21 protein-coding genes are annotated in these 23,404 nt (G+C 62.7%); 20 read left to right on the forward strand and 1 reads right to left on the reverse strand.

Annotated elements, in window-relative coordinates:
- Positions 1-4 precede the first annotated feature (4 nt).
- From JAB1_RS24060 to JAB1_RS24080, 5 genes are all read left to right on the forward strand, one after another.
- The gene (locus tag JAB1_RS24060) at positions 5-715 is read left to right on the forward strand and encodes a succinate dehydrogenase iron-sulfur subunit (protein ID WP_034789099.1); all 711 of its coding nucleotides are present in this window, start codon (positions 5-7) and stop codon (positions 713-715) included.
- A 116-nt stretch (positions 716-831) separates the two neighbouring features.
- Positions 832-1,113: a succinate dehydrogenase assembly factor 2 gene (locus JAB1_RS24065; RefSeq protein ID WP_034752073.1), complete on the forward strand. Its 282-nt coding sequence runs from the start codon at positions 832-834 to the stop codon at positions 1,111-1,113.
- A gap of 122 nt (positions 1,114-1,235) precedes the next feature.
- The gene (gltA, locus tag JAB1_RS24070; protein ID WP_035820759.1) at positions 1,236-2,537 is read left to right on the forward strand and encodes a citrate synthase; all 1,302 of its coding nucleotides are present in this window, start codon (positions 1,236-1,238) and stop codon (positions 2,535-2,537) included.
- A 124-nt stretch (positions 2,538-2,661) separates the two neighbouring features.
- On the forward strand, positions 2,662-3,003 hold the full coding sequence (locus JAB1_RS24075; protein WP_070254087.1) for a helix-turn-helix domain-containing protein: 342 nt from the start codon (positions 2,662-2,664) through the stop codon (positions 3,001-3,003).
- A gap of 223 nt (positions 3,004-3,226) precedes the next feature.
- The gene (locus JAB1_RS24080; RefSeq protein WP_070282244.1) at positions 3,227-3,769 is read left to right on the forward strand and encodes an NAD(P)H-dependent oxidoreductase; all 543 of its coding nucleotides are present in this window, start codon (positions 3,227-3,229) and stop codon (positions 3,767-3,769) included.
- Between the two features lie 17 nt (positions 3,770-3,786).
- Here JAB1_RS24080 and JAB1_RS24085 read toward each other — a convergent pair whose 3' ends face one another.
- On the reverse strand, positions 3,787-4,242 hold the full coding sequence (locus tag JAB1_RS24085) for a hypothetical protein (RefSeq protein ID WP_070254085.1): 456 nt from the start codon (positions 4,240-4,242) through the stop codon (positions 3,787-3,789).
- 116 nt (positions 4,243-4,358) lie between these two features.
- Here JAB1_RS24085 and JAB1_RS24090 point away from each other — a divergent pair, with 116 nt between their 5' ends.
- The 15 genes from JAB1_RS24090 to rpoS all read left to right on the forward strand — a co-directional run bounded on the left by JAB1_RS24090 (position 4,359) and on the right by rpoS (position 23,180).
- Entirely contained in the window at positions 4,359-5,333 is a 975-nt protein-coding gene (locus tag JAB1_RS24090) for a LysR family transcriptional regulator (RefSeq protein WP_070282086.1), read from the forward strand.
- Positions 5,334-5,590: 257 nt separating this feature from the next.
- A complete protein-coding gene (locus JAB1_RS24095; RefSeq protein WP_034789088.1) occupies positions 5,591-8,443 on the forward strand; it encodes a 2-oxoglutarate dehydrogenase E1 component in 2,853 nt (950 codons plus the stop codon).
- 117 nt (positions 8,444-8,560) lie between these two features.
- Complete coding sequence (odhB, locus tag JAB1_RS24100; RefSeq protein ID WP_034789085.1) at positions 8,561-9,817, forward strand: 2-oxoglutarate dehydrogenase complex dihydrolipoyllysine-residue succinyltransferase; 1,257 nt, start codon at positions 8,561-8,563, stop codon at positions 9,815-9,817.
- 94 nt (positions 9,818-9,911) lie between these two features.
- Entirely contained in the window at positions 9,912-10,301 is a 390-nt protein-coding gene (locus JAB1_RS24105; protein WP_070282087.1) for a PspC domain-containing protein, read from the forward strand.
- Positions 10,291-11,721, forward strand: a complete 1,431-nt coding sequence (gene lpdA / locus JAB1_RS24110) for a dihydrolipoyl dehydrogenase (RefSeq protein WP_070282088.1) — start codon at positions 10,291-10,293, stop codon at positions 11,719-11,721. The genes JAB1_RS24105 and lpdA overlap by 11 nt, the downstream gene beginning before the upstream one ends.
- A gap of 70 nt (positions 11,722-11,791) precedes the next feature.
- Positions 11,792-12,889, forward strand: coding sequence for a cell division protein ZapE (zapE, locus tag JAB1_RS24115; protein ID WP_034789077.1), 1,098 nt, complete (start codon positions 11,792-11,794; stop codon positions 12,887-12,889).
- A gap of 19 nt (positions 12,890-12,908) precedes the next feature.
- Positions 12,909-13,628, forward strand: coding sequence for a hypothetical protein (locus JAB1_RS24120; protein ID WP_225317386.1), 720 nt, complete (start codon positions 12,909-12,911; stop codon positions 13,626-13,628).
- Between the two features lie 139 nt (positions 13,629-13,767).
- On the forward strand, positions 13,768-13,968 hold the full coding sequence (locus tag JAB1_RS24125) for a DUF465 domain-containing protein (RefSeq protein ID WP_034752051.1): 201 nt from the start codon (positions 13,768-13,770) through the stop codon (positions 13,966-13,968).
- Positions 13,969-14,119: 151 nt separating this feature from the next.
- Positions 14,120-16,066 carry an ATP-dependent DNA helicase gene (locus JAB1_RS24130; RefSeq protein WP_230522201.1) on the forward strand — a complete coding sequence of 649 codons (1,947 nt, stop codon included), beginning with the start codon at positions 14,120-14,122 and terminating at the stop codon, positions 16,064-16,066.
- A gap of 270 nt (positions 16,067-16,336) precedes the next feature.
- Positions 16,337-16,942 (forward strand): toll/interleukin-1 receptor domain-containing protein, encoded by a 606-nt coding sequence (locus JAB1_RS24135; protein ID WP_034752049.1) that lies wholly within the window; start codon positions 16,337-16,339, stop codon positions 16,940-16,942.
- Positions 16,943-16,961: 19 nt separating this feature from the next.
- Positions 16,962-19,442, forward strand: a complete 2,481-nt coding sequence (locus tag JAB1_RS24140; RefSeq protein WP_175445116.1) for a tetratricopeptide repeat protein — start codon at positions 16,962-16,964, stop codon at positions 19,440-19,442.
- A 94-nt stretch (positions 19,443-19,536) separates the two neighbouring features.
- Positions 19,537-20,274, forward strand: coding sequence for a 5'/3'-nucleotidase SurE (gene surE, locus JAB1_RS24145; protein WP_070282089.1), 738 nt, complete (start codon positions 19,537-19,539; stop codon positions 20,272-20,274).
- A 9-nt stretch (positions 20,275-20,283) separates the two neighbouring features.
- Positions 20,284-21,174, forward strand: a complete 891-nt coding sequence (locus JAB1_RS24150) for a protein-L-isoaspartate(D-aspartate) O-methyltransferase (RefSeq protein WP_034789070.1) — start codon at positions 20,284-20,286, stop codon at positions 21,172-21,174.
- A gap of 42 nt (positions 21,175-21,216) precedes the next feature.
- Entirely contained in the window at positions 21,217-22,140 is a 924-nt protein-coding gene (locus JAB1_RS24155) for a peptidoglycan DD-metalloendopeptidase family protein (protein WP_070282090.1), read from the forward strand.
- An 8-nt stretch (positions 22,141-22,148) separates the two neighbouring features.
- The gene (gene rpoS / locus JAB1_RS24160) at positions 22,149-23,180 is read left to right on the forward strand and encodes an RNA polymerase sigma factor RpoS (RefSeq protein WP_070282091.1); all 1,032 of its coding nucleotides are present in this window, start codon (positions 22,149-22,151) and stop codon (positions 23,178-23,180) included.
- Positions 23,181-23,404 lie beyond the last annotated feature (224 nt).

A 23,404-nucleotide genomic window follows, 5' to 3' on the forward strand; every position in this document is an offset into this window, starting at 1 on the left:
GAACATGGCACGCACTCTCAAATTCAAAATCTACCGCTACGATCCTGACCAGGATGCCAAGCCTTACATGCAAGACCTGACGGTCGAACTGAAAGACACCGACAAGATGCTGCTCGACGCACTGCAGCGCATCAAGTCGGACGTCGATGACTCGCTGGCCCTGCGCCGCTCGTGCCGCGAAGGCGTGTGCGGTTCGGACGCGATGAACATCAACGGCAAGAACGGCCTGGCATGCACCACCAACCTGAACGAACTGTCGGAGCCTATCGTGCTGCGTCCGTTGCCAGGTTTGCCAGTCATCCGCGACCTGATCGTCGACATGACGCAATTTTTCAAGCAGTACGATTCGATCAAGCCTTTCCTGATCAACGACTCGATCCCGCCTGAAAAAGAACGCCTGCAGTCGCCGGAACAGCGCGAAGAACTCGATGGCCTGTACGAGTGCATCCTGTGCGCATGCTGCTCCACGTCGTGCCCGTCGTTCTGGTGGAATCCGGACAAGTTCGTCGGCCCGGCCGGCCTGCTGCAAGCCTACCGCTTCATCGCCGATTCGCGCGACGAAGCCACCGGTGCGCGTCTGGACAACCTGGAAGACCCGTACCGCCTGTTCCGCTGCCATTCGATCATGAACTGCGTCGACGTCTGCCCGAAAGGGTTGAACCCGAACAAGGCGATTGGCAAGATCAAGGAATTGATGGTCCGCCGCGCGATCTGATCCCCTGATCGCGTCCGCCGGGCGCCGTTTGCGGGAAGAGGGTATCCTCTCTTGCCTGCAGGCGGCGCCTGCAAAGCAGCACCGTGCCGCAAGGCACACGTAAAGTGGTAAACCAAATGACAGAATCAATTTTGTCCTCGCATCAGGCCGACCCGGCCAACCGCGCCCGCCTGCGCTGGCGTTCACGCCGTGGCCTGCTGGAAAACGACATTATCCTGACCCGTTTTCTCGATGCGTATGAAACCGAATTGACCGATGAAGAAGTTGACGCGCTGACGCGTTTGCTGGATTTATCGGACAATGCGTTAATGGATCTGGTACTGGCCCGTAAAGAGCCGGAAGGCGAAGTCGATCTGCCGCATGTGCGCGCACTGCTGCAACGACTGCGCATTGCCTAGACGCCTGGGCGATATATTGCAAACGGTGCGAGTGGCGCGCTGTAGCACTGCCGAATTGCGGTGCGAATTGCAGCCAGAATTTTTGATTTTAATTTCGACTCACTCCCGAGAAGGAAGAGCCCATGAATATCTCTGACACAAAAGCTACCCTGTCGTTCTCCGATGGCAGCCCATCGCTTGAATTTCCAATCTACAAAGGCACGGTTGGCCCGGACGTCATCGACATCCGCAAACTGTACGCCGGTAGCGGCAAGTTCACCTACGACCCAGGCTTTATGTCGACGGCCGCCTGCAACTCGTCGATCACCTACATCGACGGCGACAAGGGCGAGCTGCTGTACCGCGGTTACCCGATCGAACAGTTGGCCGTCAACGCCGACTTCATGGAATCGTGCTACCTGCTGCTGAACGGCGAATTGCCGAACGCGGCGCAAAAAGCCAAGTTCGTCGACACCGTCACCAAGCACACGATGGTGCACGAACAGATGCAATTCTTCTTCCGTGGCTTCCGCCGCGACGCGCATCCGATGTCGGTCCTGGTGGGCACCGTCGGCGCGCTGGCATCGTTCTACCATGACTCGCTGGACATCAACGACCCGCGTCACCGCGAAGTGTCGGCCATCCGCCTGATTGCCAAGATGCCAACCCTGGTCGCCATGACCTACAAGTACTCGGTCGGCCAACCGTTCGTGTACCCACGCAACGACCTGTCGTACAGCGCCAACTTCATGCACATGATGTTCGCCAACCCGTGCGAAGAGTACAAGGTCAACGACGTGCTGGTGCGCGCCCTGGACCGCATCCTGATCCTGCACGCGGACCACGAGCAAAACGCATCGACATCGACCGTCCGTCTGGCCGGTTCGTCGGGCGCCAACCCGTTCGCCTGTATCGCTGCCGGTATCGCCTGCCTGTGGGGCCCTGCCCACGGCGGCGCCAACGAAGCGGCACTGAACATGCTGAAGGAAATCGGCACCGTCGAGAACATCCCTGCCTTCATCGAGCAAGTCAAGGACAAGAACTCCGGCGTCAAGCTGATGGGCTTTGGCCACCGCGTGTATAAGAACTTCGATCCACGCGCCAAGCTGATGCGTGAAACCTGCTACGAAGTGCTGCAAGAACTGGGTCTGCAAGACGATCCGCTGTTCAAGCTGGCGATGGAACTGGAAAAGATTGCACTGAACGACGAATACTTCGTGTCGCGCAAACTGTACCCGAACGTCGACTTCTACTCGGGCATCGTGCAATCGGCGCTGGGCATCCCTGTGTCGCTGTTCACCGGTATCTTCGCTATGGCCCGTACGATCGGCTGGATCGCCCAGTGGAACGAAATGATCGCCGACCCAGAGCAAAAAATCGGCCGTCCGCGCCAGCTGTTCGTCGGTTCGACCACGCGCGAAGTACTGCCACTGGACAAGCGTTAATCCAGAGCGGTATCAAGCAAACAAAAAACGGGCTTCGGCCCGTTTTTTTATGTGCGTGTTCGATGCAAGCCAGGGCCGCCGTGCTGTTATGCTCGGATCCTGGTTCAACAGGAAGTGCAACGCGATGAATGAAGAAATCTGCGCGCCCAGCGGCGTGGCCCTGGGCGATACGGCATTTGGTTATACCTTGTCGCTGATCGGCGGCAAATACAAGATGCTGATCCTGTATGCGCTGGCGGAAAACACCGTGCTGCGGCATAACGAACTCAAGCGCCATCTCGGCGGCATCGCCTTCAAGACCCTCAGCGTCGTGCTGAAGGAGCTGGAGGCCGATGGGCTGATCGTCCGCAAGGAATATCCGCAAGTGCCGCCCAAGGTGGAATATTCGCTTTCCAGCAAGGGCGCCTCGCTGATCCCCGTGCTGCATACCTTGTGCGCGTGGGGCGAACGGCACCAGCCAGCCTGAGGCGGATGCGCATGGCCAAACGTCTTTTCACGGCCTTCCAGCTTACTTTTCTTACTGTATGGGTAGTAAATGTGCGTACTTGTGAAAAGTACTCGGCATGGTTATGCTGTTTTTGCCCCTGCAGGCGCGTGGCCACATGCCGCGTGCCACGGGGCAGGGTACCGGCTTGCCTGCTTTTCTGTTCAGGCGGGCTGGTGCGTCCATCCATTTTCAGGAAAGCAGCATGATGAAAACCCTCGTTATCGTCTTCCATCCCTCCATCGATACGTCAGTCGCCAACAAGCGCTGGCTGCAGGAGCTGGCGCAGTATCCCGACCGTTACACCATCCACGACGTGCACCAGGCTTATCCGGATGGAAACATCGACGTGGCGCGCGAGCAGGCGCTGGTGGAGGCGCACGCCAATGTGGTCCTGCAATTCTCCGTCTACTGGTTCAACTGTCCGCCCTTGCTGAAGCGGTGGCTCGACGAGGTGCTGGCGTATGGCTGGGCTTACGGCACGGGCGGCGATGCCTTCAGGGGCCGTAAAGTGGCGCTGGCCGTCACGGCCGGCATCCGCGAGGAGGATTTCACGCCGGAAGGCAGGTGGAACGTCACCCTGGCGCAGCTGCTGGCGCCGTTCGATGTCACCCTGGCGTACATCGGCGCCGACAACCGCCGCTTCTTTGCCTTCTATGGCGCGGAAGACGGGCCGAAGGAAGCGGGCTATGCCGATCGGCTGGCGCGCAGCGCGCAAGAATACGAGCGCTTCCTGGGGGCGTTGTAGGGCAGGCCTGCGTCGTGTCAGTTGAAGGCCGCTTCCAGGTGGCGCAGGGCGACGTGCCGACCTTCCAGTTGCAGGCTGTCGCCCTCATAGGGCTGGGGCATGACGATGCGGTGCGGCGCATTGTGCTTGAGGATGCCGCCCCAGTGGGCGACTCTGGCGCCGGCCTGGCGGCGAATCGCCTCGACCGTGGCGCCGCTGGCGAGGATGCGGGCCTGCGGAAAGGCTTGCTGCAGCACGCCCAGGCCGAAATAGGCTTGCGGTTCGGCCGCGCTGATATAGATGGTGGTCAGGCGCTTGCCGCTGGCGGCGATGGTGTGCGCTAACTGCGCTGCATCGCCGCGCAGGAACTGGGTGTTGACGAGGATGGCGTCCGCCATGCCGCTCAGCAGCAGCGAAGTGGACGGTGCGCGGCCCAGCACATCCAGGCGGAAGGTCTCCAGCGTGCGGGAGGGGCGGGCGGCGCGTGCAAACATATTATTCTTTCTGCATTGGATGCTCTTGTCGCATATTATCCTTTCGACCAGGCGCGAGAAATAGGGTAGATTGCAATACTTAGTTGCATGGATCGGACGAATCAAGGGAGCACCGCATGGACCGCATCACCGCCGCACAAGTATTCGTCGCCATCGCCGAGCGTGGCAGCATGGTGGCCGCCAGCGAAGCGCTCGACATGTCGCGCGCCATGGTGACGCGCTACCTGGCCGAAATGGAGCAGTGGGCGGGGGCGCGGCTGTTGCATCGCACCACGCGCCGGCTGAGCCTGACGGATGCGGGCGATGCCACCCTGGCGCGCTGCCGGCAGATGCTGGAAGTGGCTGGCGCCATGGCCGTCACTTCGCCCGAGGGCCTCGATACGCCGCACGGCTTGTTGCGCATCACCTGTTCGCAATCCCTGGCGCAGACGGCGCTGGCTGGCGCAGTAACCGCTTACCTGCGGCGCTACCCGCGCGCCGCCGTCGACCTGCAGATGGAGAACCGCGCCGTCAACCTGGTGGAGCAGCGCATCGACCTGGCGATCCGCATCACCAACGCGCTCGAGCCTAACCTGATCGCGCGCCAGCTGGCCAGCTGCGCCTCGGTGGTGTGCGCCGCACCATCGTACCTGGCGGCGCACGGCACGCCGCGCCGGGCGCAAGACCTGGCCCTGCACAACTGCCTGACGTACACGTATTTCGGCAAGAGCCTGTGGCAGTTTACGCATGACGGGGAAGCGCTCACTGTCCCCGTCAGCGGCCGCCTGTCGGCGAATGAATCGCTGGTCCTGCTGGTGGCCACGGTGGCGGGGGCGGGCATCGCCATGCAGCCGCGCTTTTCGGTCACGCCGCTGATCGCCAGCGGGCAGCTGGTGGAGCTCTTGCCCGCGTACCAGCCGCAGGACATGGGCATCTACGGCGTCTACACCTCGCGCCAGCACATGTCGCCCCTGCTGCGCACCATGCTCGACTTCCTGGTGGAGTGGTTTGCCGGCGATCCCGATTGGCTGGCGGCCATCGCGGCGGCGCCGTTGCCGGGCAGACCAGTTGGGCGCAAGCGGCACGCCGGCAGGGTCGCCGATGTGTTGTAAGCATAACAGTGACAGGCTTGCAAGCCCGGGAAAATCAACAACAGAGCTTACATTTGCTTGCCAAATAAAATTCAACTAGGCGTTGTTGCGTTACAATACCGCGTGCTATTCTAAATGACGGTATGCAGAATGCTGGTGCAATAAAAAAGCCCTTCCCCACAACTTGATGTGCAATCCGCTAACCGGTCAGGCCGTGTCGCGGAAGGTTAGATTAACCCGCTAATTCCTCGCGAAGCGCGAAGAAAGGTGAGCAATATATGCAGCAATTAACGACCAACTCCTACCTGTTCGGTGGGAATGCTCCGTACGTGGAAGACCTGTACGAGGCGTATCTGAACAATCCAGGCTCGGTACCCGATAACTGGCGTTCCTACTTCGACGCAATGCAGCACGTGCCTGCCGTCGATGGCACCAACAAGCCTGACGTGGCGCATGCCTCCGTCGTCGCCTCGTTCGCCGAGCGCGCAAAAGCAGGTCCGATCCGCACAGTGACCGCTTCCTTCGATGCTGAAATGGGCCGCAAGCGCGTCGCCGCCACGCAGCTGATCGCCGCTTACCGCTACCTCGGTTCGCACTGGGCCAACCTGGATCCGCTGCAACGCCAGGAACGTCCGATGATCCCGGAACTGGAACCGAGCTTCTACGGCTTCACCGACGCGGACATGGACACCGTGTTCAACATCAGCAATACCTATTTTGGCCCCGAGACCGCCACCCTGCGCGATCTGCTGAACTATCTGCGCGATACCTACACGCGTTCGATCGGCGCCGAATTCATGTACATCTCCGACCCGGCCGAAAAGCGCTGGCTGCAAGAGAAACTGGAAGCGATCCGCTCCACCCCGAATTTCACCCCAGAGAAAAAAATCCACATCCTCGACCGCCTGACCGCGGCTGAAGGCCTGGAACGCTATCTGCACACCCGTTACGTGGGCCAGAAGCGCTTCTCCCTGGAAGGCGGCGAAACCTTCATCGCCTCGATGGATGAAACCATCCAGCGCGCCGGCGAAAAAGGCGTGCAGGAAATCGTTATCGGCATGGCTCACCGCGGCCGCCTGAACGTGCTGGTGAACACCCTGGGCAAGGCGCCGCAGGAACTGTTCGAAGAATTCGAAGGCAAGCATGGCGACGACCTGCCTGCCGGCGACGTGAAGTACCATCAAGGCTTCTCGTCGGACATCTCCACCGCGGGCGGCCCGGTCCACCTGTCGCTGGCGTTCAACCCGTCGCACCTGGAAATCGTCAACCCTGTGGTCGAAGGTTCCGTCAAGGCCCGCATGGATCGCCGCGGCGACGCGCAGGGCGCGCAAGTGCTGCCTATCCTGGTGCACGGCGATGCCGCTTTCGCCGGTCAGGGCGTGGTCATGGAAACGCTGAATCTGGCGCAAACCCGTGGCTACCACACGGGCGGCACGGTGCATATCGTGATCAACAACCAGATCGGTTTCACCACCTCGGATCCGCGCGATGCCCGCTCGACCCTGTACTGCTCGGACGTCGTCAAGATGATCGAAGCACCGGTCCTGCACATCAACGCCGATGATCCGGAAGCCGTGGTGCTGGCGACGCAGATCGCGCTCGACTACCGCATGGAATTCAAGAAGGACATCGTCCTCGACATCATCTGCTACCGCAAGCTTGGCCACAACGAGCAAGATACGCCGGCACTGACGCAGCCACTGATGTACAAGAAGATCGGCCAGCATCCAGGCACCCGCAAGCTGTACGCGGACAAGCTGGTAGCGCAAGGCGTGATCCCTGCCGATGGCGGCGACAAGATGGTGGCCGCATTCCGCGACGCCATGGACGCCGGCAAGCATACCGTCGATCCGGTCATCTCGAACTTCAAGAACAAGTACGCCGTCGACTGGCTGCCGTTCCTGAACAAGAAATGGACCGATTCGGCCGATACCGCCGTGCCGATGACGGAACTGAAACGCCTGGCCACCCGCATCACCACCGTGCCGGAAGACTTCAAGGTCCACTCGCTGGTTGAAAAAGTACTGGGCGACCGTGGCACCATGGGCCGTGGCGAAATGAACCTGGACTGGGGCATGGGCGAACACCTGGCCTACGCATCGCTGGTATCGTCCGGCTACGCCATCCGCCTGACGGGCCAGGATGCCGGCCGCGGCACCTTCGTGCACCGCCACGCCGTCTTGCATGACCAGAACCGCGAGCGTTGGGATGCAGGTACCTACATTCCGCTGCAAAACGTGTCGGACAATCAGGCGCCGTTCACCGTCATCGACTCGGTGCTGTCCGAAGAAGCCGTACTGGCCTTCGAATACGGCTACTCGACCGCTGAACCGAACACGCTGACGATCTGGGAAGCCCAGTTCGGCGACTTCGCCAACGGCGCGCAAGTGGTGATTGACCAATTCATCAGCTCCGGCGAAGTGAAGTGGGGCCGCGCTTCTGGCCTGGTCATGATGCTGCCGCACGGTTACGAAGGCCAGGGTCCTGAGCACTCGTCCGCGCGTCCGGAACGCTTCCTGCAGCTGTGCGCAGACAACAACATGCAAGTGGTGCAGCCGACGACGGCTTCGCAGATCTTCCATTTGCTGCGCCGCCAGATGGTGCGCCAGTTCCGCAAGCCGCTGGTCATCCTGACGCCGAAGTCGCTGTTGCGCAACAAGGATGCCGGTTCGCCGCTGACCGACCTGGCCAAGGGTGGTTTCCAGACCGTCATCGGCGAAGTCGACGACAAAATCGACGCCAAGAAAGTCAAGCGCGTGGTCGCCTGCTCGGGCAAGGTCTACTATGACCTGGTCAACGCACGCAAGACACGCGGCCAGACCGACACGGCCATCGTGCGCCTGGAACAGCTGTATCCGTTCCCGCACAAGTCGTTCGCTGCCGAACTGAAGAAGTTCCCGAACCTGGTCGAAGTCGTCTGGGCGCAGGACGAGCCGCAAAACCAGGGCGCCTGGTTCCAGATCCAGCACAACATCTTCGAAGGCCTGGAATCGGGTCAGCGTCTGGCCTACGCCGGCCGTCCTGCTTCGGCGTCGCCTGCTGTCGGTTACTATGACAAGCACTACGCCCAGCAAAAAGATCTGCTGGAAACGGCATTCTCGAAGCTGAAGGGTTTTATCCTGACCAAGTAAGTGGCAGGATAGCGGGCGCCATGCGCATGCATGGCGCCTGTTCGCATACATCGTGACGGAGCGCCGCCCTTGCTACGCAGGGGCGGCGCCGCAATAACAAAATAAACGGAGTTTTACATGGCACAAATCGAAGTCAAAGTTCCCCAGTTGTCGGAATCGGTTGCAGAAGCGACCCTGCTGGCATGGCACAAGAAAGTCGGCGAACCAGTTGCGCGCGACGAAAACATGATCGATATCGAAACCGATAAAGTGGTGCTGGAACTGCCGGCGCCTGCCGCTGGCGTGATCGTGCAGATCATCAAGGATAACGGCGCTACCGTCGTCGCCGGCGAAGTCATCGCCATCATCGACACCGACGGCTCGGCCAAGGTCAGCCCGATGGAAGTGTCGGCCGTTGCCGCGCCAGCCCTGGCTGCTGCAGCGCAAGACACGGCTAACGCTACGGCGCCAGCCGCTGCGACCAAAGGCGATGTCGCCATGCCTGCCGCTGCCAAGATCCTGTCCGAAAAAGGCCTGTCCGCTGGCGACGTCGCCGGTTCCGGCAAAGACGGCCGCGTGACCAAGGGCGACGCCCTGGCCGCTTCCGCCAAGCCAGCTGTCGCGCCACTGGCGCCAGCCGCTGCCAAGCCAGCGCTGCAACAAGTTGCCACGCCGTCGGCCGCCAGCCTGGGCGACCGCCCTGAAGAGCGCGTGCCGATGAGCCGCCTGCGCGCACGTATCGCCGAGCGCCTGCTGCAATCGCAATCGACGAACGCCATCCTGACCACGTTCAATGAAGTGAACATGCAGCCGGTCATCGACCTGCGCAACAAGTACAAGGACAAGTTCGAGAAAGAGCACGGCGTCAAGCTGGGCTTCATGTCCTTCTTCGTCAAGGCCGCCGTCGCCGCCCTGAAAAAATACCCGATCATCAATGCCTCCGTTGACGGCAACGACATCGTCTACCACGGCTACTTCGACATCGGTATCGCTGTCGGTTCGCCACGCGGCCTGGTCGTGCCTATCATCCGCAACGCGGACCAGCTGTCGATCGCCGACATCGAGAAAAAAATCGGTGAATTCGGCGCGAAAGCCAAGGAAGGCAAGCTGACCCTGGACGACCTGACGGGCGGCACGTTCTCGATCTCGAACGGCGGTACCTTCGGCTCCATGCTGTCGACCCCGATCATCAACCCGCCACAATCGGCCATCCTGGGCGTGCATGCGACCAAGGACCGCGCTGTCGTGGAAAACGGCCAGATCGTGGTACGTCCGATGAACTACCTGGCCATGTCCTACGACCACCGCATCATCGACGGCCGCGAAGCCGTCCTGGGCCTGGTGGCGATGAAAGAAGCGCTGGAAGATCCTGCACGCCTGCTGCTGGACCTGTAAGCACCGTAGCCCCCCGGCGTCGCCGCCGGGGCAATGTAGCTGATACCCCTTGCCAGAAGACGCAGCTGGCTGATCTCAATGAAAGAGGATTCCCATGAACGTCTCTGAAGAAATCAAGCGTCTGCACGAGTTGCACCTGGCAGGTGCCCTGAGCGACGCGGAATTTGCGCAAGCGAAAGCCAAGCTCCTGAGCAATATCAACCTGGACAAGCCGGACAGCACGTCCGGCGCCGGCGCCGATGCGGCGGCCGGCCCGGCGAACGACCTGGTGCAGGAATTCAACCGCCTGCGCCGTTCGCGCAACGACCGCTGGCTTGGCGGCGTCTGCGGCGGCCTGGGCCGCGCTTCCGGCATGGAAGCGTGGATCTGGCGCCTCGTCTTCGTCCTGTTTACATTGACCTTCGGCTTCGGCGTGGTGATTTACCTTCTATTGTGGATTTTCGTACCAGACGAAGAGATTGGAATAACAAAACATGAGTACTAAACAATTTGACGTAGTTGTCATCGGTGCGGGCCCTGGCGGCTACATCGCCGCCATCCGCGCAGCGCAGCTGGGCTTTTCCGTCGCCTGCGTCGACGAGTGGTCGAACGCCAAGGGCGGCGCCGCTCCTGGCGGTACCTGCACCAACGTCGGCTGCATCCCGTCGAAAGCGCTGCTGCAATCGTCCGAGCATTTCGAACACGCGGGCCACAGCTTCGCCGAGCACGGCATCGATGTCGCCGGCCTGAAGCTGAACCTGGGCCAGATGCTCAAGCGCAAGGACACCGTCGTCAAGCAAAACAACGACGGCATCCTGTACCTGTTCAAGAAGAACAAGATCGCCTTCTTCCACGGCCGCGCCGCTTTCGCTGCCGCCGCCGCTGGCGCGTATGAGATCAGCGTGACGGGCGAAGCCAACGAAACCCTGACGGCCAAGCACGTGGTCATCGCCACGGGTTCGAACGCGCGCGAACTGCCGGGCGCACCATTCGACGAGAAACTGATCCTGTCGAACACGGGCGCACTGGCCATCGACGCCGTTCCAGCCAAGCTGGGCGTCATCGGCGCCGGCGTGATCGGCCTGGAAATGGGCAGCGTATGGCGCCGCCTGGGTTCCGACGTCACCGTGCTGGAAGGCCTGCCGGTCTTCCTGGGCGCCGTTGACGAGCAGATCGCCAAGGAAGCGTCGAAGCTGTTCACCAAGCAAGGCTTGAAGATCAACCTCGGTTGCAAGATCGGTGCGATTACGCCGGGCAAGAAAGACGTCACCGTGGAATTCGTGGACGCCAAGGGCGAAGCGCAAAAAGCCGTGTTCGACAAACTGATCATCTCGATCGGCCGCACGCCGAACACGAATGGCCTGGGTGCCGACAAGGTCGGCCTGCAGCTGGACGAGCGCGGCTTCATCGCCGTCGACGGCGACTGCAAGACCAACCTGCCGAACGTATGGGCGGTGGGCGACGTCGTGCGCGGCCCGATGCTGGCGCACAAGGCGGAAGAGGAAGGCGTTGCCGTGGCCGAGCGTATCGCCGGCCAGCATGGCCACACCAACTTCAACACGATTCCCTGGGTGATCTACACCTCGCCGGAAATCGCGTGGGTCGGCAAGACCGAGCAAACCCTGAAGGCCGAAGGCATTGCCTACAAGGCTGGCACCTTCCCGTTCATGGCCAACGGCCGTGCGCGCGCGCTGGGCGACACCTCGGGCATGGTGAAATTCCTGGCCGATGCGACGACCGATGAAATCCTCGGCGTGCACATCGTCGGCCCGATGGCGTCCGAGCTGATTTCCGAAGCCGTCGTGGCGATGGAATTCAAGGCCTCGGCCGAAGACATCGCGCGCATCTGCCACGCGCACCCATCCCTGTCGGAAGCGACCAAGGAAGCGGCACTGGCGGTTGACAAGCGCACGTTGAACTTTTAATTGTAGTTAGTCCTACAGGGGCGCTCGCGGATTTTTTCCGCCGGCGCCCTTGTGCGTTAAAGCGAATCCCATGAACGTAGAAGAGTTTTACCAGCACGCGCTGCAGAAGCGTGATTTCAAGGCCGATGCCGCCCAGCGGCGCGCGGTCGACCGCCTGCAGCTGTGCTATGACGAGTGGGTGGCCTACAAGGGCCAGCGCTCGAGCACCTTCAAGCGCCTGCTGAACCGTCCTGCCGTGCCGAAAGGCGTGTATATGTGGGGTGGGGTGGGGCGCGGCAAATCGTTCCTGATGGACAGTTTTTACTCGGTCGTGCCCCTGGTGCGCAAGACGCGCCTGCACTTCCACGAATTCATGCGCGGCGTGCACCAGCAGCTCGATGAATTGAAAGGCGTGGCCGACCCGCTCGACGAGGTGGCCAAGCGCATCGCCAAGAAATACCGTTTGATCTGTTTCGATGAATTCCACGTCTCCGACATCGCCGACGCGATGATCCTGTACAACCTGCTGTCGGCCCTGTTCGCCAATGGCGTGTCCTTCATCATGACTTCGAATTACGACCCGGACCTGCTGTATCCGGATGGCTTGCACCGTGACCGCATGCTGCCGACCATCGCGCTGCTCAAGGACAAGCTCGACGTGATGAACGTGGACGCCGGCGTCGATTACCGCGGCCGCGCGCTGGAGCAGGTGGAAAGCTACTACACGCCGCTCGGCGCGGACACCGACAAAGCCCTGCGCGACGCTTACACACGCATCGCCGAGACGGCCGATGAAGACGCGCGCATCCGCATCGAGAGCCGCGAAATCCATTGCCTGCGCCGCGCCGGCGGCATCATCTGGTTCGATTTCGCCACCCTGTGCGGCGGTCCCCGCTCGCAAAATGATTATCTGGAAATCGCCAGCCGCTTTCATACGGTGATATTGTCCGGCATACCGGCCATGTCGGCGGCGCAGTCGTCCGAAGCGCGCCGCTTTACGTGGCTGATCGACGTGTTTTATGACCAGAAGGTCAAGCTGATCATGTCAGCCGAAGTGCCGCCTGACGAGCTGTACACGAACGGCATGCTGGCCAATGAGTTTCACCGCACCGTTTCGCGTATCATCGAGATGCAATCGCGCGAATACATGGAAAAAGAACAGCGCGGCGCGGCCGACGCGATCGTTTGAGGCAGGGATAAGGAACATGATGGCAAATACACTATACAAGCTGGGCGCGGCGCTGGGCCTTGCCCTGGCGTTGTCCGCCTGCGCGCATCAGGGTAGCGCAGCATTGGATGAGGTCGGCGCGCCGCAGGTGCCCGCCACCTTGTCGGTGGAAGAAGCGGACGCCAAGCTGAAGCAGTCGGCCAGCGAGCGCGAGGCGGCGGAAAATGAGTTTGCCGCGCGCGAACTCGAGTGCTACAACAAGTTTTTCGTGAATAACTGCCTGGACCAGGCCAAGGAAAAGCGTCGCCTGATCCTCGTGCGCCTGCGTGCCGTCGACGCGGAAGCGAATTACTTCAAGCGGGCCGAATCCGTGCGCCTGCGCGATATCGACCTGGCCCGGACGCAGGAAAGTGCGCGCCTCGATGCCGAGCAGCGCGCCGCGGCCGTGCCCAAGCCCGTGAAAGTGGTCGCACCCGAGCCGGCGCCACCGAAGGCGCAAGGCAAGAGCGTGGCCGAGCGCGAAGCCGAGCACGCGGCGAAGATGGCGAAACAGGCCGCCGCCGATGCCGCCGAAGCGCCGCGCCGCGCGGCCCGTGAAGCGCAGTATGCGAAAAAACAGGCGGATGCCGTGGCACGCCAGAAACGCGTGGCGCAACGCCTGGCCGAGCGTCAGGCCGAAGCGCAGGCCAAGGCTGCCAAGGCGGCTGCCGCCGCTGCCAGCACGCCGGCCGTGGCTGTGCCTGTGCCGCCTGCCAAATAAGACCTGCCGCGCAGGGGGCATGCCGGAAATGGCGTGCCCTAACGCGCGCGGCAGGTTAAACTACGCACTATGGCTGCCTGTGTACGCTGCGCGCGCCGGTTTCCCATTACTGTTACCAACACTGCCTGGAACGCAACACATGAGCGATGCACAGCAAATAGAGCGGCGCCTGATTGAACTCAACGTGGAACACCGCGACCTCGATGCCGTCATCGAGTTGCTGATACTCGATGGCCACCATGACGAGCTGCAGCTGCGCCGCCTGAAAAAGCGCAAATTGCAATTGAAGGATCACATCACCTTGCTGAAAATGCAGTTGGTGCCCGACGTTCCCGCCTGAGGGGCGCCAGTAGCGTCCAGTCCAGCCTTCACCTAAGTATATTTTGACCGATCACAATTTATTGCCCGCAAGTCCAGATGGCCAGCCTGCCGATCTGCCAGTCAGTCTGCCAGCCGAACCCCAGGCGGCGCCTGGCAAGCATGATGCCGACATCGAGCGCCTGTTTGGCGCCGGCGGCCCGCTCGGTCCGGCGGTGGGCAGCTACAAGCCGCGCCGTTCGCAAACGGAGATGGCGAAAGCCATCGCCAGCGCCATCGACAGCCAGACGACCCTGATCGCCGAGGCAGGCACGGGCACCGGCAAGACCTTTGCCTACCTGGTGCCGGCCCTGATGTGGGGCGGCAAGACCATTGTATCCACCGGTACCAAGAACTTGCAGGATCAATTGTTCCTGCGCGATATACCCACCGTGCGCGCCGCGCTGCAGGCGCCCGTTTCCGTCGCCTTGCTGAAAGGCCGCTCGAACTACGTCTGCCATTACCACCTGGAACGCACCCTGCAAAACGGCCGCATGACGTCGCGCGACGACGTGGGCCATCTGCGCGAAATCTCGCGCTTCATCAAGATGACCAGCTCGGGCGACAAGGCGGAACTGACCAAGGTGCCGGAAAACGCCATGATCTGGAATCTGGTGACGTCCACGCGCGACACCTGCATGGGCGCCGAGTGCCAGTATTACCAGGATTGTTTCGTCATGAAGGCCCGCAAGGAAGCCCAGCAGGCCGACGTGGTGGTGGTCAACCATCACCTGTTCTTTGCCGACGTGGCCCTGAAGGACACGGGCGTGGCGGAATTGCTGCCATCGGCCAACACCATCATCTTCGATGAGGCGCACCAGCTGCCCGATACGGCCACTTTATTCTTTGGTAACACGGTGTCGACTTCGCAAATCCTGGAACTGTGCCGCGACGTGCTGGCCGAAGGGTTGGCGCATGCGCGCGGCATCGACTGGGCCAAGACGGTCACGGTGGTGGAAAAGGCGGCGCGCGACCTGCGTTTGACCTTCCCGCAGGATATCGTGCGCCTGTCCCTGCCGCAGATCGCCCCGTCGAGCGATTTCTTCCCCGCGCTCGACACCCTCAAGGATGAGCTTGACGGCATGGTGGCCGTGCTGGAAACCCAGGCGGAACGGGCGGAAACCCTGGAGCAGTGTCGCGTGCGCGGCGTCGAACTGGCGCAGCAGCTGAGCGGCTGGAAGTTCGATCCGAAGGCCAAGGTAGCGGCCGGCGAAGAAGCCGTGTTCTGGGTGGAAGCGTTTTCCAGTTCCTTGCAGTTGCATAAAACGCCATTGTCGATCGCGCCGATCTTCAACAACCAGCGCGAAGGCACGCCGCGCAGCTGGATTTTCACGTCCGCCACCCTGGCCGTGAAAAACGATTTCAAGCATTTTTCCGAACAGATGGGTTTGACGGGCGAACCGTCGCACACGTGGCCGAGTCCGTTCGACTATGGCCAGCAAGGCTTGCTGTTCGTGCCGCAAAACCTGCCGCAACCGAACTCGCTGGGCTACACGGATGCCGTCATCGACTGCGCCCTGCCCATCATTGAGGCGGCGGGCGGGCGCACCTTCTTCCTGTGCACCACCTTGCGCGCCGTCAAGCGGGCCGCCGAGCGCCTGGCCGATGAATTCAAGCAGCGCGGTCTGAACTTCCCCCTGTTCGTACAGGGAGAAAAGGGCCGCACGGAATTGCTGGACCAGTTCCGCGCGGCCGGCAATGGCGTGCTGATCGGTAGCCAGAGCTTCTGGGAAGGCGTCGACGTGCGCGGCGATGCCTTATCCCTGGTGATCATCGATAAGCTGCCGTTCGCGCCGCCCGACGATCCCGTGCTGGCCGCGCGCATCGAAGTGATGGAAAAGCAGGGCAAGAATGGTTTCATGCACCACTCGCTGCCGGAGGCCATCATCAACCTGAAGCAGGGCGCGGGCCGTCTGATCCGCGACGAGGGCGACCGTGGCGTGCTGATGATCTGCGATCCGCGCCTCATTTCCAAGCCGTACGGCAAGCGCATCTGGCAAAGCCTGCCGCCGTTCAAGCGCACGCGCGACACCGCCGAAGTGGTGGAGTTCTTCCGCAGCCTGCCCGCCAAGGGCGCTTAAGCCCGGCTTGCCGGCGCCGTCCGCGCGCCGGCGTATTTCCCTTTGTTATCAAGCGAGTAGCGTTTTATGCGCGGCGCCGCCTTGCGCGCCTGGCATGCCAGAAATCGGCGCGATCACGCCAGTTTCTGGCTTTTTTCTTCATGTCCAGGACGCCAGACACATCTTTGTGCCAGCGCAAACAGGCTTGTTGCCGAGCGGTCTACAGTGAGCTCATGCCTTGCAGGATCAAGGCGCGGCGATGGCAGGCCGCACGGGGAACAGGGGGATGCCATGGAGATCCGCTACGGCTGTTTCTTGAGCTACGCGCACGGCCAGTATGCGTTCATGAACAAGTTCAAGAATGACCTCATCGAGGCGCTGGCGTGCTATCTGGAGCCGCACCTGGACCGCGAGGAAGTCCTGTTCATCGACAGCGAGCAGCTGGGTGGCGGCGACGATATCGACCTGCGCGTGGCGCGCGCCATGTGCCAGAGCGTCTGCATGATCGTGCTGTACACGCCCAAATATGAAGCGCACGGCTATACGCGGCGCGAATTTGCCGCCATGCAGCTGATCGAACAGGAGCGGCGCGCCTGGTATGAACTGCCTAGCCACTTGATCATCCCCATCATCATGACGCGCCATCCGGACGGCTTGCCGCCGCAAATCACGGAGTCGGGCCTGTATGTCGATTTTTCCGGCTACACCCTGGCCAGCGGCGACCTGAAATCGAATCCGCAATACCTGCCCGATATCGAACGCATCGTGCAGCGCATCGCCACGCATTACCACTTGCTCAAGCGGTCAACACCGCCCGGCCACGATTGCAGCCGTTTCGTGTTGCCCGATATTCCACCGGAATGGCGCGCCATTCCGCCTCCCCACTTTCCGCGTTAATCACGTAAAAGGTCCTGTCATGGAATGCCAACGCCTCTCCCTGCCGCCTTTGAGCGCCCCTGGCGAAGTCGTCACCTTCTATTCCTACAAGGGCGGTACCGGCCGCACCATGGCCCTGTCGAACATCGCCGTCCTGCTGGCGCGCCGTGAGAACGCCAGCGTGCCCGTGCTGATGCTGGACTGGGACATGGAAGCGCCGGGCCTGCACCATTATTTCGAGCAGCACGAGGAGCGGCCGGGCGTGCTCGAGTTCTTCGAAGCGTGTCGCCAGCAGCTTGAGCGCATCAGCCTGGAAACGGCGGGCGGACGCGCCGGCGGGCAGGCCAGGGGGCGTGAAGATGGGGGGCGCGAGGATGCGGCGCTGGCCCAGCGCGTGCTCGACGCCATCGACTGGCAGCAGTACGTGGTGCGCGTCGACCAGGGCAGCCCGCTGTACCTGATGCGCGCGGGACGCTTCGACGCCAGCTACAGCGAGCGCCTGGCGCAGATGCGCTGGGATCAGCTGTTCGACACGTGCCCGGCCCTGTTCCGCTGCTTCGCCGACACCCTGGCCCAGCATTTCCGCTATGTGCTGGTCGATTCGCGCACGGGGCGCACGGACAGCGCCGGCATCTGCACCACCTTGCTGCCGAAAAAGCTGGTGGTGGTCTTCACGCCGAACCGGCAAAGCCTGGAAGGCGTCGATGCGCTCGTCACGCGGGCCATCGAGTACCGCCGCAGCCATGAAGACGAACAGCGTCCGCTGCTCGTGTACCCCTTGCCCTCGCGCATAGAAATGGGCGATGGCGCGCAGCGCGCCGAGTGGCGCCGCGGCGACGCGCACAAGGGCATCGCCGGCTTCCAGCCCATGTTCGAGCGCCTGCTGCGCGCTTCCTACGGCTTGCCGCAGATCGCCCTCGACAGCTATTTCGACGAAGTCCAGCTGCAGCAGACGAAAACCTTTGCCTACGGCGAGCAGTTGGCCGTGCGCATCGACCAGGGCGGCGACCGCTTTTCCCTCACGCGCACCTTCGAGGCTTTTTTGCACTGGCTGACGGGCGGCTACTTCCCCTGGCAATCGAGCCGTGAAATCGCCTTGCTGGGGGCCATCAGCGAAGCGCGCCAGGCCTTGCTGGCCGAACCGGGCCGCGCCGTGGCCCTGCCGCTGGCGCGCGACCTGGCCCGTCTGGGCGAGCTGTACCGCAAGGATGGACGCAGCGGGCAGGCGCTCGACGCCTTCCGCCAGAGCGTCGAGATCCGCGTGCGCCTGCTGGGCGAGGAGCATCCCGACAGCCTGTCCTGCAAGAGCGGCATGGCGCGCCTGCTGCGCCAGCTGGGCAAACTCGATGAAGCCCGCTTCTTGGAAGAAGACGTGCTCGACGTGCGCGAGCGCGTGCTGGGCAGCGAGCATCCCGACACCTTGGCTGCCCGCGCCTGCCTGGCGAAAACCCTGTTGCTGCAGGGGGAGCTGGCGGCGGCGCTGCTGCTGCAGGATGCCGTGCTGGCAAGCCATGCGCGCCAGCTGGGCGGCGAGCATCCGCTGACCCTGGAAGCGATGGATGGCCGCGCCGCCACCTTGCTGCGCATGGGCCGGCTGGCGCAGGCGCAGCAAGTGCTGTCCACGGTGGTGGCGGCGCGCGAGCGCCTGTTTGGCGCCGAGCATGGCGATACCTTGCGCAGCAAGCTGGCCCTGGCGCAGGCCTTGGGGCGCGAAGGCGACCTGGAAGGGGCGCGGCGCCTGTTCGCTGCCGTGCTGCAGGCGCAGGAGCGGCGCCTGGGCAGCGACCATGCGGCCACCCTGGCCACGCGCGATTTGCTGGCCGATATCGTGGCCGGGCAGGGTGACTGGGCCGGCGCGCGCCAGTTGCATGAAGACCAGGTGGCGGCGCGCGAGCGCACGCGCGGGCTCGACCATCCGGAAACCCTGATGAGCCAGCGCAAGCTGGCCGAGGCGCTGCTGCGGCGCGGTGAACTCGATGCGGCGCGCAGCGTGCAGGAGCAGGTGCTGGAAGTGCATGCGCGCCTGCTGGGCGAAGACCACCTCGATACCTTGCACAGCAAGACACAATTGGCCGGCACCCTGCAGCAGCAGGGTGACAGCGCGGCCGCGCGCCTGCTGGAAGACGCCGTGCTCAGCGGCAGCGACCGGCTCTTGAACGCGCCCGTCACGGGGCATGCGGACAGCGTGCTGGACGGTGCGCGGCATTTGCAGGAAACCATCCTGGCCGGCCGCGCCAACGGGCACGAAGGGGCCGAGCCGGATACCCTGGCCAGCATGATCTCGATGTTGCAAGGCATGATAGAACGCGAACAGTATGCGCAGGCGGGCGAACTGGCCGAACATCTGAAGTCCTGCCTGCTGCGCCCGGGCGTACCTGGCAAGCTGCGCAGGCGCGGCATGGCGCAGCTGAAAAGAATGTACAAATTGCAAGGCGACCTGAATGCCTTGCTGGCCTTGCAGGAAGATGAAGTGCAGGCGCTGGAAGGGGCGTTGTCGGAAGCGCGCATCGAGCAGCGCTGATGCGGCGCGCCATGTCCGCGCGGCAGCACAAATAATGCTGTCTATCGGCGTGCGGCATGCGCAGTGTTGGCATCGCTTCGGGTAAAATCCCGTTATGAGAATTCTTATCAGTAACGACGACGGTTACCTGGCGCCAGGCCTGGCGGCCTTGGCCGACGCGCTCGCACACATTGCCGACATCGTCGTGGTGGCGCCCGACAGCAACCGTTCGGGCGCATCCAATTCGCTGTCCCTGGACCGGCCCCTGTCCGTGCACAAGGCCGTCAACGGCTTTTACTTCGTCAACGGCACGCCCACCGATTGCGTGCACGTGGCGCTGACGGGCATGCTCATCGAGCGCCCCGACCTGGTGGTATCCGGCATCAACAACGGCCCCAACATGGGCGACGACACCCTGTATTCGGGTACCGTGGCGGCCGCCACGGAAGGCTATCTGTTCGGCATTCCCGCCATCGCCTTTTCCCAGTCGCAGTTCGGCTGGGCCAACCTGGACGCGGCCGCCCGCGTGGCCAGGGAAATCGTCGAGCGCCAGTTTGACGCCCTGCAGAAACCGTATCTGCTGAATGTGAATATCCCGGCCATCCCTTACGAGCAAATGCAAGGCCTGGTGGCCACGCGCCTGGGCAAGCGCCATTCGGCCGAGCCCGTGATCCGCGCGCTCGACCCTCGTGGCCGTGAAATCTTCTGGATCGGTCCTGCCGGCGCGGCCAAGGAAGGCGGTCCGGGCACGGACTTCCATGCCGTTGAGCATGGACAAGTATCGATCACGCCGCTGCAGATCGACCTGACCCATACCACCCAACTCGATGCACTGGCAAAAGGCCTAGCATGAGCGCTCACTATGACCGATAAGCCGCGTACCTTTCCCCTTACCCTCGATTCGCTGGCCGGCAAGCCCGCCAGGCAGGGCGGGGGACAGTCGCTGGCCCAGTCCAGGATCGCCACGCCGCAGACGGCCACGCAGAATGCGGCGCAAAACGCGGCGCGGGGCGTGGCGCAGCCGTACGGCACGCATGCGGCCATCGCGCCGTCGCGCGCCCAGGCCATCGCCAATGAGCGGGCGCAGCCTGCGGTGGTATCGCCGCCGCGACAAAACCCGCTCGTCTCGGAGGCCGTGCGCCGGGCCATGGTAGCCCGCGTGGCGAAGCAGGGCGTCAAGGACCAGGTGGTGCTCGACGCCCTGCAAGCCGTGCCGCGCCACATGTTCATGGACGAGGCGCTGGCGTCGCAGGCGTATATCGACGCCTCCTTGCCCATCGGCCACCACCAGACCATTTCGCAGCCGTACATCGTGGCGCGCATGATCGAAGTGATGCGCCAAGGCGGCAGCCTGCAGCGCGTGCTGGAAATCGGCACGGGCTGCGGCTACCAGGCGGCAGTGCTGTCGCTGGTGGCGAAAGAGGTGTATTCGATCGAGCGCATCCGGCCCCTGCATGAGCTGGCGAAGGCCAATCTGCGTCCGCTGCGCGTGTCAAATCTGCGCTTGCAGTACGGAGATGGTATGCTTGGCCTGCCGCAGGCGGCGCCCTTCGACGGGATCATCCTTGCCGCAGCCGGCCTGGAAGTCCCGCAAGCCCTGCTGGAACAGCTGGCGCCCGGCGGGCGTCTGGTTGCGCCGGTGGGGGCTAAATTGCAACACTTACAACTCATTACCCGGGTGGGGAAAATGGAATGGACTAGCCAAACCCTGGAAGATTGCCATTTCGTACCTTTGCGCCCGGGCACCATATGATCCCCGGATCAGCTAGCAAGCAGGACATACAATTACATGCGAATGATTAAGAAAAGTAACATACTTCTATGTAGCATCACCTTGGCCGCGCTGTTGAGCGGTTGCGGCACCACGGGCGTCCAGGCGCCCGTCGTGGAGCGCCAGCCATCGAGCAGCAGCGCCGCAGCCAGCGATCCGCGCGACCGCGACCCGGCTTATTACACGGTCAAGCGTGGCGACACCCTGTTGCGTATCGCCCTCGAGCACGGGCAGAATTACCGCGACCTGGTGGCCTGGAATGACTTGAGCAACCCGAACGACATCAAGGTCGACCAGGTGCTGCGCGTGTTGCCGCCAAATGGCGACACGGGCGGCGCGCAAACGTCGGCCATCGTCATGCCGCCAGTGACGGAAGTCAAGCCGGCCGCGCCTGTCGTGCCGAAGAAAACGGGTCCGCGCGGCGAGAAGCGCGCGTATTCCGACGCCACCCTGGCCGAATTGCGCGCCGATGGCGGCAGCAGCGACGTCAAGCCTGCGCCAGCGCCAGCGCCGGCGGCAGCCGTCGCCACCGCACCGGCCGCCGCCGCGGCAGCCCCTGCGGCATCGGCGCCCGGCGACGAGAAAATCAGCTGGATGTGGCCTTCCGAAGGCAAGGTCATCGGCACTTTCGACGAAGGCAAGAACAAGGGCGTGGATATCGCCGGCAAGGCGGGCCAGCAGGTGGTGGCCGCCGGCGCGGGAAAAGTCATGTATGCCGGGAGCGGAATCCGTGGTTATGGTAATCTTGTCATCGTGAAGCACAGTAATAGTTTATTGTCGGCGTATGCGCATAACCGCAGCATCCTGGTGAAGGAAGGGCAGAACGTCAACAAAGGCCAGGCCATCGCCGAAATGGGCGATTCCGATGCCGACCGCGTGAAGCTGCACTTTGAAATCCGCCAGCAGGGCAAGCCTGTCGACCCTTCGAAATTCCTGCCTAACCGTTAGGTAAAGCAATGACACACGCGCCGCACGATCAGCTGGACGATGACCCGGAACCCCCGGAAGAAGGGGCAGACGAAGTCGTGACGGACGATGTCGGCGAACTCGACGGCATTGACGCCGTCGACGCGGGCGAGGGCGGCGAGGTGGCCAGCGTCAGCGTGCTGGTTGAAAGTGTCGATGAACTGAAAAAAGTGCTGGCGGCCGAGCTGTCGACCGATACCACGCAGCACTATCTGAACCAGATCGGCACGCGGCCCCTGCTGACGGCGGCGCAAGAGGTGCATTACGCCACCCTCGCCAAGCAGGGCAATTTCGAAGCCCGGCAAACCATGATCGAGCACAACCTGCGCCTGGTCGTGTCGATCGCCAAGCATTACATCAACCGCGGCGTGGTGTTGCTCGACATGATCGAGGAGGGCAACATCGGCCTGATGCGGGCCATCGACAAGTTCGAGCCCGAGCGCGGTTTCCGTTTTTCCACCTACGCCACCTGGTGGATACGCCAGAGCATCGAGCGCGCCATCATGAACCAGGCGCGCACGGTGCGCCTGCCCGTGCACATGGTGCGCGAACTGAATCAAATTCTGCGCGGCAAGTACCACCTGGAAGCCCAGCACCACGATGGCAAGGATGCCACGGCGGAAGACATCGCCCACCTGGTGGGCCGACCAGTGGAAGAGGTGCAGGATATCCTGGCCCTGTCCGAGCACGCCACTTCGCTCGACGCGCCGCTCGACAACGACCCGCAATCGTCGCTGATGGACATGTTGCCCGGCGCCAGCGAAGACGGTCCTGACGCGCGCGCGGAGCACCATGAAATGACGGTGCTGGTGCGCGACTGGCTGACCAAGCTGCCCGACAAGCAGCGCGTGGTCATCATGCGCCGTTTCGGCCTCGACAACGACGATCCTGCCACCCTGGAAACCCTGGCCGAGGAAATGGGCGTGACGCGCGAACGCGTGCGCCAGATCCAGCAAGAGGCCTTGATCAAGCTCAAACGGGCTATGGCGGCACGCGGCGTCGTGCGCGACTCCTTACTGTAGCAAGTCTGATAAAACGCCCATGGCGGCGTTGCATGGCCTCGCCGTACTGTCGTACTGTCTTCGGCCACGCGCCTTGCCCTGCGCATTTTCTCAGGCTTGCTGCCCGGTGCGGGCTTGAGCGGCTTTTGCCTGTCGCGATCTGCTATCATACGCCCCGCTCGCGGCGCCTGACCTTTCCCCATTCTTTCAAGTTCCAGCGCGGCCCTGCGTCCTGGCCCACTCTT

It is taken from the genome of Janthinobacterium sp. MP5059B (assembly GCF_001758645.1).
In the GTDB taxonomy this organism is placed as follows: domain Bacteria; phylum Pseudomonadota; class Gammaproteobacteria; order Burkholderiales; family Burkholderiaceae_D; genus Janthinobacterium; species Janthinobacterium lividum.